Genomic DNA, 13,896 nt, shown 5'->3' with positions numbered 1-13,896 from the left:
TGTGGCCCGGGGTGTGCCACAATGGAGCGCGGGCTGCGCCGAGCGTGGCCCGGAGAAGTGCACAAATGAATAGACCCGAAGAAGAATTTTGCGGACGGCCCCTGTGCGGCGGCGGCGAGGACACCTCGCCAGCGCCCGGGGTGCCGGCCGAACACAACTACAGGAGTATCCGTGGCTGATTCCACCGAACCCACCCACCCGGACGCCGAGCAGAACGGGACCGACGCGCCGAAGAAGCGCCGCGCCACCCGGCGGGCGACCCGCAAGACCACCGCACCGGCCGCCCCGAAGGTCCGCGTGCACGCCCTGGCCAAGGAGCTGGGCAAGACCTCGAAGGAACTCATCGAGGTCCTCGCCGGCATGGACCTGAAGAAGGTCGCGCAGTCCACCCTCACCGTCGACGAGGTGGAGAAGGTCAAGGCCGCCCTCGCGGAGCCGACCCCGGAGCCGGACGAGGAGAAGATCCGCACCCGGGTGCGCAAGAACGTCGCCAACGAGATCTCTCAGATCGAGGAGAAGGTCGAGGCCGACCTCGCCGAGCTGCTCAAGGAACAGCCGGACGAGGAACTCCTGGAGGACATCACCCCGGAGATCACCCCGAAGCCGGCCGTCGAACCGGCCGTGGAGCAGTTCGTGCCGCTGTTCATGGCCCCGGAGACGGAGACCCCGGAGCCGGTGGCGGAGCCGGAGGAGGAGTCCGACGACTCCGGGTCCGAGGAGGAGCGCACCGCTTCCCGACGCCGCCGTCGCGGCCGCCGCGGCGCCGGCCGCGGGCGTGGCACTGAGGAGCAGGGGGAGCAGGCGGTCGTCGAGAAGCAGGAGCCGGAGGAAGAGGAGGAGGACCTCCCCGAGGAGCCCGTCGCCCTGAAGGGCTCGACCCGCCTGGAGTCGCAGCGCCGCCGCCGCGCCGAGCTGCGCGAGGAGGGGCGGCGCAAGAAGCACATCGTCTCCCAGGCGGAGTTCCTGGCGCGCCGGGAGTCGGTGGAGCGCACGATGGTGGTGCGCGAGCGTCAGCGCCACGACCACCCGGGCATGGTGACCCAGGTCGGCGTGCTGGAGGACGAGCTGCTCGTCGAGCACTTCGTCACGTCCGAGGCGCAGGCCTCGATGATCGGCAACATCTACCTCGGCCGCGTGCAGAACGTGCTGCCCAGCATGGAGGCGGCGTTCATCGACATCGGCAAGGGACGCAACGGTGTCCTCTACGCCGGTGAGGTCGACTGGAAGTCCGCCGGCCTCGGTGGGCGCAGCCGCCGCATCGAGCAGGCCCTCAAGTCCGGCGACCAGGTGCTAGTCCAGGTGAGCAAGGACCCGGTCGGGCACAAGGGTGCCCGCCTGACCACGCAGATCTCCCTGGCCGGACGCTTCCTCGTCTACGTCCCGGGTGGCCGCAGCGCGGGCATCTCCCGCAAGCTGCCCGCCCCGGAGCGCAAGCGTCTCAAGGAGATCCTGGGCAAGGTCGTCCCCGGCCAGGGTGGCGCGATCATCCGCACCGCCGCGGAGGGCGTGTCGGAGGAGGCCATCGCCGCCGACGTCGACCGTCTGCACCACCTGTGGGAGGACATTCAGGAGCGCGCCGACAGGGAGATCAACTCCCGCGGCTCCAAGCCCGTCACCATGTACGAAGAGCCGGACATGCTGGTCAAGGTGATCCGTGACCTCTTCAACGAGGACTTCACCTCCCTCATCGTCGAGGGCGAGCGCGCCTGGAACACCGTCCACGCCTACGTGAAGTCCGTCGCCCCGGACCTGCTGGACCGCGTGCAGAAGTACCAGCGCAGCTCCCACGACGGCGCCGACTCCTTCGCCCGGCACCGCATCGACGAGCAGCTGCAGAAGGCGCTGCACCGCAAGGTGTGGCTGCCCTCCGGCGGTTCCCTCGTCATCGACCGCACCGAGGCGATGACCGTCATCGACGTCAACACCGGCAAGTTCACCGGCTCCGGCGGCAACCTCGAGGAGACCGTCACCCGCAACAACCTGGAGGCGGCCGAGGAGATCGTCCGCCAGATGCGCCTGCGTGACCTCGGCGGCATGATCGTCGTCGACTTCATCGACATGGTGCTGCCCGAGAACCAGGAGCTCGTCCTGCGCCGCCTCAAGGAGGCGCTCGGCCGCGACCGCACCCGTCACCAGGTCTCGGAGGTCACCTCCCTGGGCCTGGTCCAGATGACCCGCAAGCGCCTGGGCACCGGCCTGCTGGAGACCTTCTCCACCGAGTGCGAGGCCTGCGGTGGCCGCGGACTCATCCTGCACGACGACCCGGTGGAGGCGCCCGTCGAGATCGAGGAGAAGCCGCGCCGCAAGCCGGCCCAGCCGCACCCGGCGGCCGCCGCCATGAAGCGCGACAAGCCGCAGTCCGACGACATCGAGGAGCTCGCCGCCGCCGTGGTGGTCACGGACAGTGAGGAGGCCGCCGAGGAGGCTGAGGCCACCGCGGACACCGCGGACACCGCTTCCCGACGCCGCCGTTCCCGCCGCGGCCGCCGCGGCACCAGCCGTGGTCGCAGCGACGTGGCTGACATCGTCGACATTGTCGACGCCGCCGTCGACCACGCCGACGACGAGGACCCGGACGAGCCTTCGGGCGCCGACTACGTGCCGGAGAAGACCTTCCAGCAGGCCGTCGCCGAGTTCGAGGCCTCCCCGCGCCGACGTCGCCGCACCCGCGGCAACTCCCGCTCGGACCACCGTCCGCGTCCGGAGGACTACCCGGGTTCCGCGGCCTCCGGTCCGGTGGCGCAGGCCGAGGAGACGATGATCAAGGTCGCCGAGGCCGAGGAGACCACCGAGGAGTCCGGTCGTCGTCGCCGTCGTCGCGTCACCCGGGGCCGGGCCGTGCAGCCGGAGGCACCCGAGGTGAAGGAGGAGAAGGAGGAGAAGGAGCCTGTGAAGCAGCGTTCCAACCGCCCCTCCGAGGTGTCTGCCGGAGCGCCGACCCGCTCCCGTGGTCGCCGTCGTGCGGTGCGCCGCGCGACCCGCACCTCCCAGCCCACCCAGACCCCGGTCCGGGAGGCGGAACCGGAGCGGAGGCAGGAGCCGGTGGAGGGCGGCGTCGAGAAGCGGGCCCGTGGCCGACGTCGTGTGGCACGGCGGATGAGTGGACGGTAGAGGCGGTTTGTCTTTTGACACCCTTGCGGGGTAGTCTTTGACAGTCGCTGTTTTGGGGATATTGCGCCGCCAGATCTTAGCAGGTCAAGCGTGCTGCCGCCCTGGAACGCAAGTGAAATACGTCCATTCAGGTCTGCATCCGCCGGCCTGAGCCGAGTTTAGATAAGGGGTAACCCTCTATGTACGCGATCGTCAAGACCGGCGGCAAGCAGTACAAGGTTGCCGAAGGCGACCTCGTCAAGGTCGAGAAGATCGAGGGTGAGCCGGGCGCGTCCGTGGCTCTCACCCCGGTTCTGCTCGTCGACGGTGCCAACGTCACCTCCAAGTCCGAGGACCTCGCCAAGGTGAGCGTCGCTGCGGAGATCGTCGAGCACACCAAGGGCCCGAAGATCAACATCATGAAGTACAAGAACAAGACCGGCTACAAGAAGCGCCAGGGTCACCGTCAGCCGCTGACGGTGGTCAAGGTCACCGGTATCAAGTAAGCCAAGGAGGGTAACCAATGGCAACTAAGAAGGGTGCATCCAGCTCCAGCAACGGCCGCGACTCCGAGGCCAAGCGCCTCGGCGTGAAGCGTTTCGGTGGCCAGCAGGTCAAGGCCGGTGAGATCCTGGTCCGTCAGCGCGGCACCAAGTTCCACCCGGGCGAGAACGTCGGTCGCGGTGGCGACGACACTCTCTTCGCCCTGAAGGCCGGTGCCGTCCAGTTCGGCATCAAGCGCAACCGTCGCATGGTCAACATCGTCGAGAACGAGGCTGTGGCCGTCGACGCCTAAGGCGCCACGTTCCGTGTCCGGAGCCCGTCGCACCCCGCTGGGGAGCGGCGGGCTCCGGCGCATTCACGGGTAATCTTGACGGTTACCTGAACCACAACAGGAGGAATCCGCCCATGTCCCGCTTCGTAGACCGCGTTGTCCTGCACCTGTCCGCCGGCGACGGCGGCCACGGCTGCGTGTCCGTCCACCGCGAGAAGTTCAAGCCCCTCGGCGGCCCCGACGGCGGCAACGGCGGACACGGCGGTGACATCATCCTCGAGGTCTCGCCGCAGGTCCACACCCTGATGGACTTCCACTTCCGCCCGCACCTCAAGGCCTCCCGCGGTGCCAACGGCGCCGGCCGGCACCGTCACGGTGCCCGCGGTGAGGACCTCGTGCTGGAGGTGCCGGTGGGCACGGTCGTCATGTCCGAGAGCGGTGAGTTCCTGGCGGACCTCACCGTCCCGGGCACCCGTTTCATCGCCGCGGAGGGTGGCGCCGGTGGTCTGGGCAACGCCGCGCTGGCGTCCCACCGCCGCAAGGCGCCCGGTTTCGCCCTGAAGGGTGAGGAGGGTGAGCAGCACGACCTCATCCTCGAACTGAAGACCATGGCCGACGTCGGTCTCGTCGGTTTCCCCTCCGCGGGCAAGTCCTCGCTGATCTCGGTGCTCTCGGCGGCGAAGCCGAAGATCGCCGACTACCCCTTCACCACACTCGCCCCGAACCTCGGCGTCGTCAACGTCGGGCACGAGTCCTTCACCATGGCCGACGTCCCGGGCCTCATCCCGGGTGCTTCGGAGGGCAAGGGCCTCGGCCTCGACTTCCTGCGGCACATTGAACGCACCTCCGTCCTGGTGCACGTCGTGGACACCGCCACGATGGAGCCGGGCCGCGACCCTGTGAGCGACATCGAGGCCCTCGAGGCCGAGCTCGCCGCCTACGAGTCCGTGCTCGACGGGGACCTGGGCCTGGGCGACCTGCGGGACCGTCCGCGCGTCATCGTGCTGAACAAGGCCGACGTGCCCGAGGCGCTGGAGCTGGCGGAGTTCCTCAGGGAGGATCTGGAGGAGAAGTTCGGCTGGCCGGTGTTCATCATCTCCGCCGTCGCCCACCAGGGTCTCGACCCGCTGAAGTACAAGCTGCTGGAGATCGTCAAGGCCGACCGTCGTCGACGCCCGAAGGTGGCCGTCGACACGGAGCACACGATCATCCGTCCGCAGGCCGTCGACGCCCGCCGTCGTGGCGAGCCGGAGTTCACCGTCGAGGAGGACCCGGAGATCGAGGGCGGCTTCATCGTCGAGGGCGCCAAGATCGAGCGCTGGATCAGGCAGACCGACTTCGAGAACGACGAGGCCGTCGGCTACCTGGCGGACCGCCTCAACCGGATCGGTGTGGAGGACGCCCTGCACAAGGCCGGGGCGAAGGAGGGGGCGCACGTCACCATCGGCGACATCTCCTTCGACTGGGAGCCGCTCACCGGCGCCGGCGTCGACCCGACCGTCGCAGGTCGCGGCCGGGACGCCCGCCTCCTGTCCACCGACCGTGTCTCCGCCGCGGAGCGCAAGCGCGCCTCCCAGGCCCGCCGTGGACTCATCGACGAGTACGACTACGGCGACGGCGAGGAGGCGTCCCGCGAACGCTGGGAGGGCTAGTTAGGTAGGCTGAGTGGATATGACTACGCGCCCTCATGGACTGCCCCTGTCCCCGTACCGGAATCATGACGACGACGTCGAGTACCCGGCCCCGGCCATTTCCCCGGAGGACAGTCCGGCGTTCGGACACGAATCGGCGATGCGCAGCCACATCGCCGAGGCCAAGAGGGTGGTGGTGAAGATCGGTTCGTCCTCGCTGACGAACGACGACTTCACGGTCGACCCCAACAAGATCAACCACATCGTCGACGCCCTCCAGGCGCGTATGGTCCGCTCCGACATCATCGTCGTGTCCTCCGGTGCCGTCGCCGCCGGCATGGGCCCGCTGGGTCTCACGCAGCGTCCCACCGACCTGGCCACCAAGCAGGCGGCCGCCGCCGTCGGCCAGGTCCACCTGGCGCACCAGTGGGGCCGTTCCTTCGCCCGCTACCACCGCACCATCGGCCAGGTCCTGCTCACCGCCTCCGACGCCGGACGCCGTGACCGTGCCCGCAACGCGCAGCGCACCATCGACCGTCTGCGTCAGATGCGGGCGATCCCGATCGTCAACGAGAATGACACGGTCGCCACCTCCGAGATGCGCTTCGGTGACAACGACCGCCTCTCCGCGATCGTGGCCCACCTCATCAGCGCCGATGCGCTGGTGCTGCTCTCCGACGTCGACGGCCTCTACGACCGCAACCCCGCGGAGCCGGACGCCCGCTTCATCTCCGAGGTGCGCACGGGACGTGACCTCAAGGGGGTCGTCGCCGGTGACGGCGGCCTCGTGGGCACCGGTGGCATGGCCTCGAAGGTCTCCGCCGCCCGCCTCGCCTCCCGCGGCGGGGTGCCGGTGCTGCTGACCTCCGCCGACAACATCGGCCCCGCACTTGACGACGCCTCCGTGGGCACCGTCTTCCACCCGCGCGACGAGCGTCTCTCCGCCTGGAAGTTCTGGGCGCTGTACGCCGCCGACACCGGAGGCACGCTGCGTCTCGACGACGGCGCCGTCAAGGCCGTCACAGCTGGCGGCACCTCACTGCTGGCGGTGGGCGTCACCGCCGTCGAGGGTGAGTTCCAGGCAGGTGAGATCGTCGACATCATCGGCCCCGACGGTCAGGTCATCGGCCGCGGCGAGGTCTCCTACGACTCGGACGTGCTCGTCGACATGCTGGGCAAGCACACCGACGAGCTCCCCGAGGGGCAGCGCCGCCCGGTGGTCCACGCGGACTACCTGTCGAACTACGCCACCCGCCTGTAGCGGGGTCAGATCCGGCGGACCTCGGGATTGGCCTGCCAGGTGCCCGCCCGCGGGTAGAGGAGCAGGTCGCCGGTGCTGATGAGCTCGCGGCCCTCCGGGGTGAGCAGCTCGGCGATCCGGTCCAGTGCCTCCAGGTCCAGCGTCGTGTACCTCTCGTGGGAGAGGTCCTCCGCCGGGATCTCGTGCGTCGTGCCGGCGACGGTGAGGCGGACGACGCCGTCGCCCGTCGAGACGCCGGTGACCGGCGTGCCCGTTACCTCCGACAACCGGTGGACGAGCGGCGTCCAGTCGGCGAAGGACCCGAAGGACTCGAGGTCCTGCCAGTGGACGTACCGGAGGAGCGGGGCCCCGTCCTCCGCCTGGGCGTAGAAGCCGTCCACGTCCACCTGGTGGAGGTCGGCGCCGGGTACCGGCGGGATACCGATCCTCTCGAGGAGCATGAGTTTGTGCTCCAGGGTGAGCGGGGGAGCGCCGGTGGTCTCCAGGTAGTGGCGGCGCCGCGCGACCGTCGCCCGCTGACGGTCCGTCGTGGCGATCATCGTCGGCTGCGCAGGCAGCCCGGCGGTGAGCAGGTGCTCGGGCGGCTCCTGCCCCGTGCCCAGGAAGGCGACCGCGACGGTCTCGTCCACCAGCCGCTGCAGTTCCTCCCGGTGCTCCGCGGGCACGGGGACGACGCTGCCGGCGCTGTACATCCAGCGGTCGGAGGTGACGAACACGGAGGGGGCGTCGAGAAGCGCGGTGAAGAACTCCCGCCGGGAGTCCAGGGTGGAGTCGTGCAGGAGAATGACCTCGTGGCCCCCGATGGTGACGAGGTCAGCCCCGGTGGACTGCCAGGTGGGGTGCCAGGCGAGCATCTCGACCGGCAGGTCCGTCTGCTCCTGCACCCGGGCGAGGAACCGCTCCGCGGTGAGCAGTGTCGCGTACTCGCTGCGCAGCGGGTACTGCACCTGCCGGGCCCCCTCCACCGCGTCCTGCGTGAGCAGCCACCAGTAGAGACAACGTCGCGCGGGGTCCGGCGGGAAGGGCTGGTCATGCCCGAGGTCGTCGGCCGCGACATGCGCCCAGACGATCTCCCGCTCGAGCTCCGCGACCGTCAGCCCGGGGCGGAGGCGGATGCCCAGCTCGGCGAGCCGGGAGATCTGCTCCGCCACGGTCAGCGGCGAGGGCAGGGGCGGGGGAGTCGGGGGACGACGTCCGAACGGCCAGCGCATGTCTTCATTATCCCGGAAAAACCGGGGAAAGACAGGGTGGCCGCCCAGGGGTGGAGTTCCGGTAACGTGGTGACACAGGTCACCCCGGAGGAGTCACCCATGAGATTCGCCTTCCAGCCGCAGCAGTGGCCGGACGCCATCGCCGAGATCGAGGCCGCCGGCCACACCTACGTCGAGGACGTCCACGACGCCGACTTCCTCGTGTTCAACGGGGGGCCGGGCAAGTTTCCCGACCCGCTGCCGGAGAACATCCGCTACGTCCAGGCGACGTTCGCGGGCATCGACGCGCTCGTCGACGCCGGCCTCATCCGTCCCGGCGGCGTCCGCTGGGCCTGCGCCTCCGGCCTCTACGACGACACGGTCGCCGAGTCGACGATCGCGATCCTGCTGGCCCAGATGCACCAGCACAAGATGATCACCCTGGCGGGCAGCTGGTCGGTGCGCCGCGAGGTGGACCGGCGCAAGCAGTGGCTCTTCGACGGCAAGACCGTCGCGATCATCGGGGCGGGCCGCATCGCCGTCAAGCTCATCGAGATGCTCCGGGTCTTCGGCGTGCGGATCATCGCCGTCACCCGGTCCGGGCGGGAGGTGGCGGGGGCGGACGAGTCCCGCGCCATCGCGGAGGTGGACGAGGTGTGGCCGGTCGCCGACGTCGTCGTCGTGCTCGCGCCCCTCACCCCGGAGACCCGGCACATGATCAACGGGGACGTGTTCGCGCAGATGAAGTCCACCGCCGTGCTCGTCAACGTCGCACGCGGCCCCCTCGTGCACACGGAGGACCTGGTGGAGGCCCTGCGCGACGGCGTCATCGGCGGGGCGGCCCTCGACGTCACCGACCCCGAACCCCTGCCCGACGACCACCCGCTGTGGGACATCGACACCTGCATGATCACCCCGCACACCGCGAACACGTACACGGTCATCCAGCAGCGGACGGGACGTCTCGTCGTCGACAACGCCGCCGCCTTCGAGGCGGGGGAGCGCATGCCGAACGAGGTCGACCTGGAGGCGGGCTACTAGGGGAAGGGGGCACGTCGGAAAGCAGCTTTCGCTAGACTCGGGACCCATGACTGACACCCGCGCCATTGAACGTGAAGAAGTACTGACCAAGGCCCGGGCGGCCAAGGCCGTCGCCCCGCTTCTGGCGCAGCTGCCGACCTCCCGGAAGAACGAGATCCTGCTGGCGGCCGCGGACGCGCTCGTCGCGAAGACCGAGGACATCATCGCCGCGAACCAGCAGGACATCGACTCCGGCCGCGCCGAGGGCCTCACTGAGGCACTCATCGACCGCCTCTCCCTCGACGCCGCCCGCATCGAGGGCATCGCCGGTGGCCTGCGCCAGGTCGCGGGCCTGAAGGACCCGGTGGGCGAGGTCCTCACCGGCGGCGTCATGCCCAACGGCATCCAGATGCGTCAGGTGCGTGTCCCCCTCGGCGTGATGGGCATGGTCTACGAGGCCCGCCCGAACGTCACCGTCGATGCCTTCGGTCTGGCGCTGAAGTCCGGCAACGTGCCGCTGCTGCGTGGTTCGCGCACCGCGAAGGTCTCCAACGCGAAGCTCGTGGAGATCCTGCAGGACGTCGTCGCCGACTTCGGTCTGCCGCGTGAGACCGTCCAGCTGCTGCCCTGCGAGACCCACGACTCCGTGCAGGACCTGATCACCGCCCGCGGTCTCGTCGACGTGGTCATCCCGCGTGGCGGCGCCCGCCTCATCGAGACGGTGGTCACCAACGCCACGGTCCCGGCCATCGAGACGGGCACCGGCAACTGCCACTTCTACATCGACGCCGAGGGTGACCTCGAGCAGGGCATCGCCATGCTGCTCAACGGCAAGACCCGCCGCTGCTCCGTGTGCAACGCCACCGAGACGGTGCTTATCGACGCCGCCCTCAGCGACGCCGACAAGCTGCGCATCGTCACCGCGCTGCAGGAGGCGGGGGTCACCGTCCACGGTGACGTCGCCGAGCTCGAGGCCTTCGGCGCGCAGGACATCGTCCCGGCCGACGACACCGACTGGGGCGACGAGTACCTGTCCATGGACATCGCCGCCAAGGTCGTCGACGGCGTCGAGGGCGCCATCGAGCACATCGCCCGCTGGACCACCGGCCACACCGAGGGCATCGCCACCGGCAACATCGCCACCGCGCAGAAGTTCGCCGACGAGGTCGACGCCGCGGCCGTCATGGTCAACGCCTCCACCGCCTTCACCGACGGCGAGCAGTACGGCATGGGCGCGGAGATCGGCATCTCCACCCAGAAGCTGCACGCCCGCGGCCCGATGGCACTGCCGGAGCTCACCTCCACCAAGTGGATCCTGCAGGGCACCGGACAGACCCGTCCTTAACGCATGAGGATCCCCGCGGCGGTACTGCTGGCCGGTGGGCTGCTCCTCGCCCCGCCGGCGCAGGCGCAGGATCCCACCGGCACCTGTCCTGACCTCGTCGTGCTCGCCGCCCGCGGCAGCGAGCAGAACGAGCACCTGGAACCCACCCGCTACCACGCGGACTCGCCGTGGACGTCCAACGGCTTCGAGGCGGAGAACATCCGCGCCTTCCTGCACTTCGTGGAGGCGCGCCACCCGGGGACCATGGAGAACGTGCAGGTCCTCGGGTTGGACGACACCGTCTACCCCGCACGCATGCCGCTGCCTGCCCTGGCGGGGGAGGACGAGGACCTCGACGCACTCCAGATGAGCGGCCGAGTGGGTACCCTGCTCAGCTCGACCCCGCCGCACGTCATCGTCGGGGACGCCGTCGGGGGACTCGTCGGCGGGATGTACTCGGCCGTCACCGGCACGCCGGGCTTCATCGACGACTGGGAGACCGCGACCGGCTGCACCCCCGGTTACCTGCTCGTGGGGTACTCGCAGGGGGCGGTGGTGCTCGCCACCCAGGAGCGTGCGCTGCACGACCGGGGTCAGCTGGTGGGGGCGTTGTACTTCGGCAGTCCGGGTGGGGTGCCGGGGGCGTCGATAAGTAATAAACACCGCCACTGCCTCGACGGTGACTACGCCTGCCAGCTGACGTCCAGCAACCTCGGCGACGCACTGGGGTCCGGTGGGGGAGTGCACAACCGGTACTTCCTTGACGTGGACGAGACCGCGACGGAGGAGGACGCGCACGTCGCGGACACCTTCGCGGGATGGGTCACGGGATATAATCCTGAGCCATGACTGAGCGTATCGGTGTCATGGGTGGCACCTTCGACCCGATCCACCACGGGCACCTCGTGGCCGCCAGTGAGGTGGCGGACCGCTTCGAACTCGACCGCGTGATCTTCGTGCCCACCGGGCAGCCGTGGCAGAAGGCGCGGAAGAAGGTCTCCCCGGCGGAGGACCGCTACCTGATGACGGTCATCGCCACCGCCTCCAACCCGCGGTTCCACGTCAGCCGCGTGGACATCGACCGCGGGGGAGACACGTACACCGTCGACACGCTCACGGACCTGCGGGCGCAGTACCCGGACGCGGAGCTGTTCTTCATCACCGGCGCGGACGCCCTGCAGTCCATCCTGACCTGGCGTGACTGGGACAAGATGTTCGACCTCGCGCAGTTCGTCGGCGTCACCCGCCCGGGCTATGAGCTCACCGAGGAGATGCTGCCGGAGGCCCGCCAGGAGCGGGTGCACCTCATCGACGTCCCGGCCATGGCGATCTCCTCGACGGACTGCCGCGAGCGGGCCTCGCAGGGGCGTCCCGTCTGGTATCTGGTGCCGGACGGGGTGGTGCAGTACATCGCGAAGAATGATCTGTACTGATCTCGGCGGCGCGGGTGGCCGCGTAGACTAGGAAAAGCGCCGGTTTCGTGGGAAACTGAACGCGATTTAAGGCACATCAACGCTGACTGTGAAGGACATCTGTGACTGTTTCTGACGAATCCCGCCGACTGGCCACCATTGCGGCTCTCGCCGCCGACGAGAAGCTGGCCCGCAACATCGCCGTCATCGACGTCTCCGACGTGATGGCGATCAGCGACATCTTCGTCGTGGCCTCGGCGGACAATGAGCGCCAGGTCGGCGCCATCGTCGAAGAGGTCGAGGATGAGCTCACCAAGGCCGGCGTGGAGCCGCTGCGACGGGAGGGCAACCGCGAGAACCGTTGGGTGCTGCTCGACTACGGCGGGATCGTCGTCCACGTGCAGCGCGACGCGGAGCGCGAGTTCTACGGCCTGGACCGCCTGTACCGGGACTGCCCGCTCATCGAGGTCGAGGGCCTCGAGCCGCCGGAGCGTCCGGGGTCCTGGACCGAGGATGACGTGGACACCCGCGCCGTGGCCTCCATCGATGAGATCCCGCTCGCCGCGGAGGCTCCGGGCGACGCCGACGAGGAGTACTGACACCATGACCCGCCGCCTGATTCTGATCCGTCACGGTCAGACCGACTACAACGCGACCCGTCGTATGCAGGGTCAGCTGGACACCCACCTGTCCGATCTCGGCCGGGAACAGGCGGCCCGTGCGGGGCGTGCGCTCAGTGACGCACCGATCACCCGCATCATCTCCTCCGATCTGACGCGTGCCTTCGACACCGCGCAGATCATTGCCGAGCAGCTCGGCCTCGAGGTGCAGACGGATGCCCGTCTCCGGGAGACGCACCTGGGGGAGTGGCAGTCCCGCACCTCCGCGGAGGTCGACGAGGAGCTGCCGGGGGCGCGTGCGGCGTGGCGTCACGACGCCACGTGGGCCCCACCCGGGGGTGAGTCCCGCGTGCAGGTGGCGGGTCGTGCCCGCCCCGTCATCGAGGAGCTCATGCGCGACTACGACGACTGGGACTCCCATGCCGTCCTCATCGTCGCGCACGGCGGCACCATCTCCGCCCTGACCTCCAGCCTGCTGGGCCTCGACGTGAGCATGTACCCGATGCTCTCGGGTCTGAAGAACACCCGCCGTTCCGAGCTCACCGCCCGTCCGCGCTACAAGCCGGGCAGCAGTGACGCCCTGGATGACGTCTCCCACGGCGTGGAGTCCGGCAACGGTGGCACCCAGGTCGGTGCGCCGCGTTTCACCCCGGAGACCGTCGGGGACGCCCAGTGGTACCTCGACGGATGGAACATGGGATAAATGCCGGTCCGTATTGTCACCGACTCGTCCTCCGGGCTGCCCGCCGACGTCGTCGAGGAGCTGGGCATCACCGTCGTCGACCTGCACGTCATGTCCGACGGTGACGGTTCCTCCACGGCCGGTCTGTCCTCCCTGGAGCTGGTCGCGGCGTACGCCCGCCAGCTGGAGCGCGGCGGTGACGAGGGCGTGCTGGCGCTGCACCTGGCCAAGGAGCTGTCCTCCACGTGGTCGGCGGCGGTGCAGGCGGCGGCGGTCTTCCCCGAGGAGCAGGTCCGCGTCATCGAGACGGGTTCCGTCGGCATGGCGGTGGGGGCTGCGGCGATGACCGCCGCGAAGCTCGCCTCCGAGGGGGCTGACCTGCAGACCTGCCAGGACATCGCGGAGGACACCCTGGCGCGTTCCGCCACCTGGGTCTACCTCCACGGCATCGAGGACATCCGGAGGTCGGGGCGTATCTCCACCGGCACGGCGCTGTCGGCGACGCTGCTGGCCACGAAGCCGATCATGTCGATCACGGACGGTCGTCTCGAGCTCGTCGGCAAGACCCGGACCCAGGAGAAGGCCTTCACCCGCCTGGTGGAGCTGGTCATCGAGCGTGCCGACGGCCGCCCCGTGTTCGTCGCCATCCAGCACAACGACGCCGCCGAGGCCGCCGCCCACCTCGAGTCGATGCTCGAGCAGGTGCTGCCCGACGGTTCCAGCCTCATGACCCTGCCGATGGAGCGGACCCTCGCGGTGCACACGGGCGCCGGCGCGATCGGGGTCTCCGCGGTGTTCATGTCGCAGCCGGAGGATCTTGTCCCCAGATAGGTGACATCCGGACAAAGTTGTCCACAGGTTCCGGTCGCCTGCCTTCCACAGGTGGTGCCG

General features: G+C 69.4%; 13 protein-coding genes. 12 read left to right on the top strand and 1 reads right to left on the bottom strand.

Features of this window, described 5'->3' with window-relative positions; genetic code table 11:
• Nucleotides 1-171 precede the first annotated feature (171 nt).
• The 5 genes from B842_RS10130 to proB all read left to right on the top strand — a co-directional run bounded on the left by B842_RS10130 (nt 172) and on the right by proB (nt 6,757).
• Nucleotides 172-3,111: a translation initiation factor IF-2 N-terminal domain-containing protein gene (locus B842_RS10130; RefSeq protein ID WP_052437882.1), complete on the top strand. Its 2,940-nt coding sequence runs from the start codon at nt 172-174 to the stop codon at nt 3,109-3,111.
• Between the two features lie 179 nt (nt 3,112-3,290).
• Nucleotides 3,291-3,596, top strand: coding sequence for a 50S ribosomal protein L21 (gene rplU, locus B842_RS10125; RefSeq protein ID WP_040086493.1), 306 nt, complete (start codon nt 3,291-3,293; stop codon nt 3,594-3,596).
• A gap of 17 nt (nt 3,597-3,613) precedes the next feature.
• A complete protein-coding gene (rpmA, locus tag B842_RS10120; protein ID WP_040086490.1) occupies nt 3,614-3,886 on the top strand; it encodes a 50S ribosomal protein L27 in 273 nt (90 codons plus the stop codon).
• A gap of 113 nt (nt 3,887-3,999) precedes the next feature.
• The gene (gene obgE / locus B842_RS10115; RefSeq protein ID WP_040086488.1) at nt 4,000-5,517 is read left to right on the top strand and encodes a GTPase ObgE; all 1,518 of its coding nucleotides are present in this window, start codon (nt 4,000-4,002) and stop codon (nt 5,515-5,517) included.
• Nucleotides 5,518-5,536: 19 nt separating this feature from the next.
• A complete protein-coding gene (gene proB, locus B842_RS10110) occupies nt 5,537-6,757 on the top strand; it encodes a glutamate 5-kinase (RefSeq protein ID WP_040086486.1) in 1,221 nt (406 codons plus the stop codon).
• A 5-nt stretch (nt 6,758-6,762) separates the two neighbouring features.
• Here the strand turns inward: proB and B842_RS10105 are convergent, their stop codons facing one another.
• The gene (locus B842_RS10105) at nt 6,763-7,968 is read right to left on the bottom strand and encodes a hypothetical protein (RefSeq protein WP_040086484.1); all 1,206 of its coding nucleotides are present in this window, start codon (nt 7,966-7,968) and stop codon (nt 6,763-6,765) included.
• A 99-nt stretch (nt 7,969-8,067) separates the two neighbouring features.
• Here B842_RS10105 and B842_RS10100 point away from each other — a divergent pair, with 99 nt between their 5' ends.
• The 7 genes from B842_RS10100 to B842_RS10070 all read left to right on the top strand — a co-directional run bounded on the left by B842_RS10100 (nt 8,068) and on the right by B842_RS10070 (nt 13,836).
• On the top strand, nt 8,068-8,988 hold the full coding sequence (locus B842_RS10100; RefSeq protein ID WP_040086482.1) for a D-isomer specific 2-hydroxyacid dehydrogenase family protein: 921 nt from the start codon (nt 8,068-8,070) through the stop codon (nt 8,986-8,988).
• 46 nt (nt 8,989-9,034) lie between these two features.
• Complete coding sequence (locus B842_RS10095; RefSeq protein WP_040086480.1) at nt 9,035-10,312, top strand: glutamate-5-semialdehyde dehydrogenase; 1,278 nt, start codon at nt 9,035-9,037, stop codon at nt 10,310-10,312.
• Nucleotides 10,313-10,315: 3 nt separating this feature from the next.
• The gene (locus tag B842_RS10090; RefSeq protein WP_052437881.1) at nt 10,316-11,140 is read left to right on the top strand and encodes a hypothetical protein; all 825 of its coding nucleotides are present in this window, start codon (nt 10,316-10,318) and stop codon (nt 11,138-11,140) included.
• Nucleotides 11,137-11,724 carry a nicotinate-nucleotide adenylyltransferase gene (gene nadD, locus B842_RS10085; protein ID WP_040086478.1) on the top strand — a complete coding sequence of 196 codons (588 nt, stop codon included), beginning with the start codon at nt 11,137-11,139 and terminating at the stop codon, nt 11,722-11,724. Before B842_RS10090 ends, nadD begins: the two co-directional genes overlap by 4 nt.
• Nucleotides 11,725-11,825: 101 nt before the next feature.
• Nucleotides 11,826-12,302 carry a ribosome silencing factor gene (rsfS, locus tag B842_RS10080; RefSeq protein ID WP_040086476.1) on the top strand — a complete coding sequence of 159 codons (477 nt, stop codon included), beginning with the start codon at nt 11,826-11,828 and terminating at the stop codon, nt 12,300-12,302.
• Nucleotides 12,303-12,306: 4 nt separating this feature from the next.
• Nucleotides 12,307-13,026, top strand: a complete 720-nt coding sequence (locus B842_RS10075; RefSeq protein WP_040086473.1) for a histidine phosphatase family protein — start codon at nt 12,307-12,309, stop codon at nt 13,024-13,026.
• Complete coding sequence (locus B842_RS10070; protein WP_040086471.1) at nt 13,027-13,836, top strand: DegV family protein; 810 nt, start codon at nt 13,027-13,029, stop codon at nt 13,834-13,836.
• The last annotated feature ends 60 nt before the right edge of the window (nt 13,837-13,896 follow it).

Origin of the sequence: Corynebacterium humireducens NBRC 106098 = DSM 45392, assembly GCF_000819445.1 — a bacterium.
Classification (GTDB): domain Bacteria; phylum Actinomycetota; class Actinomycetes; order Mycobacteriales; family Mycobacteriaceae; genus Corynebacterium; species Corynebacterium humireducens.
The sequence above is the reverse complement of the archived record's forward strand: the minus strand, read 5'-3'. Positions and strand labels throughout refer to the sequence as shown.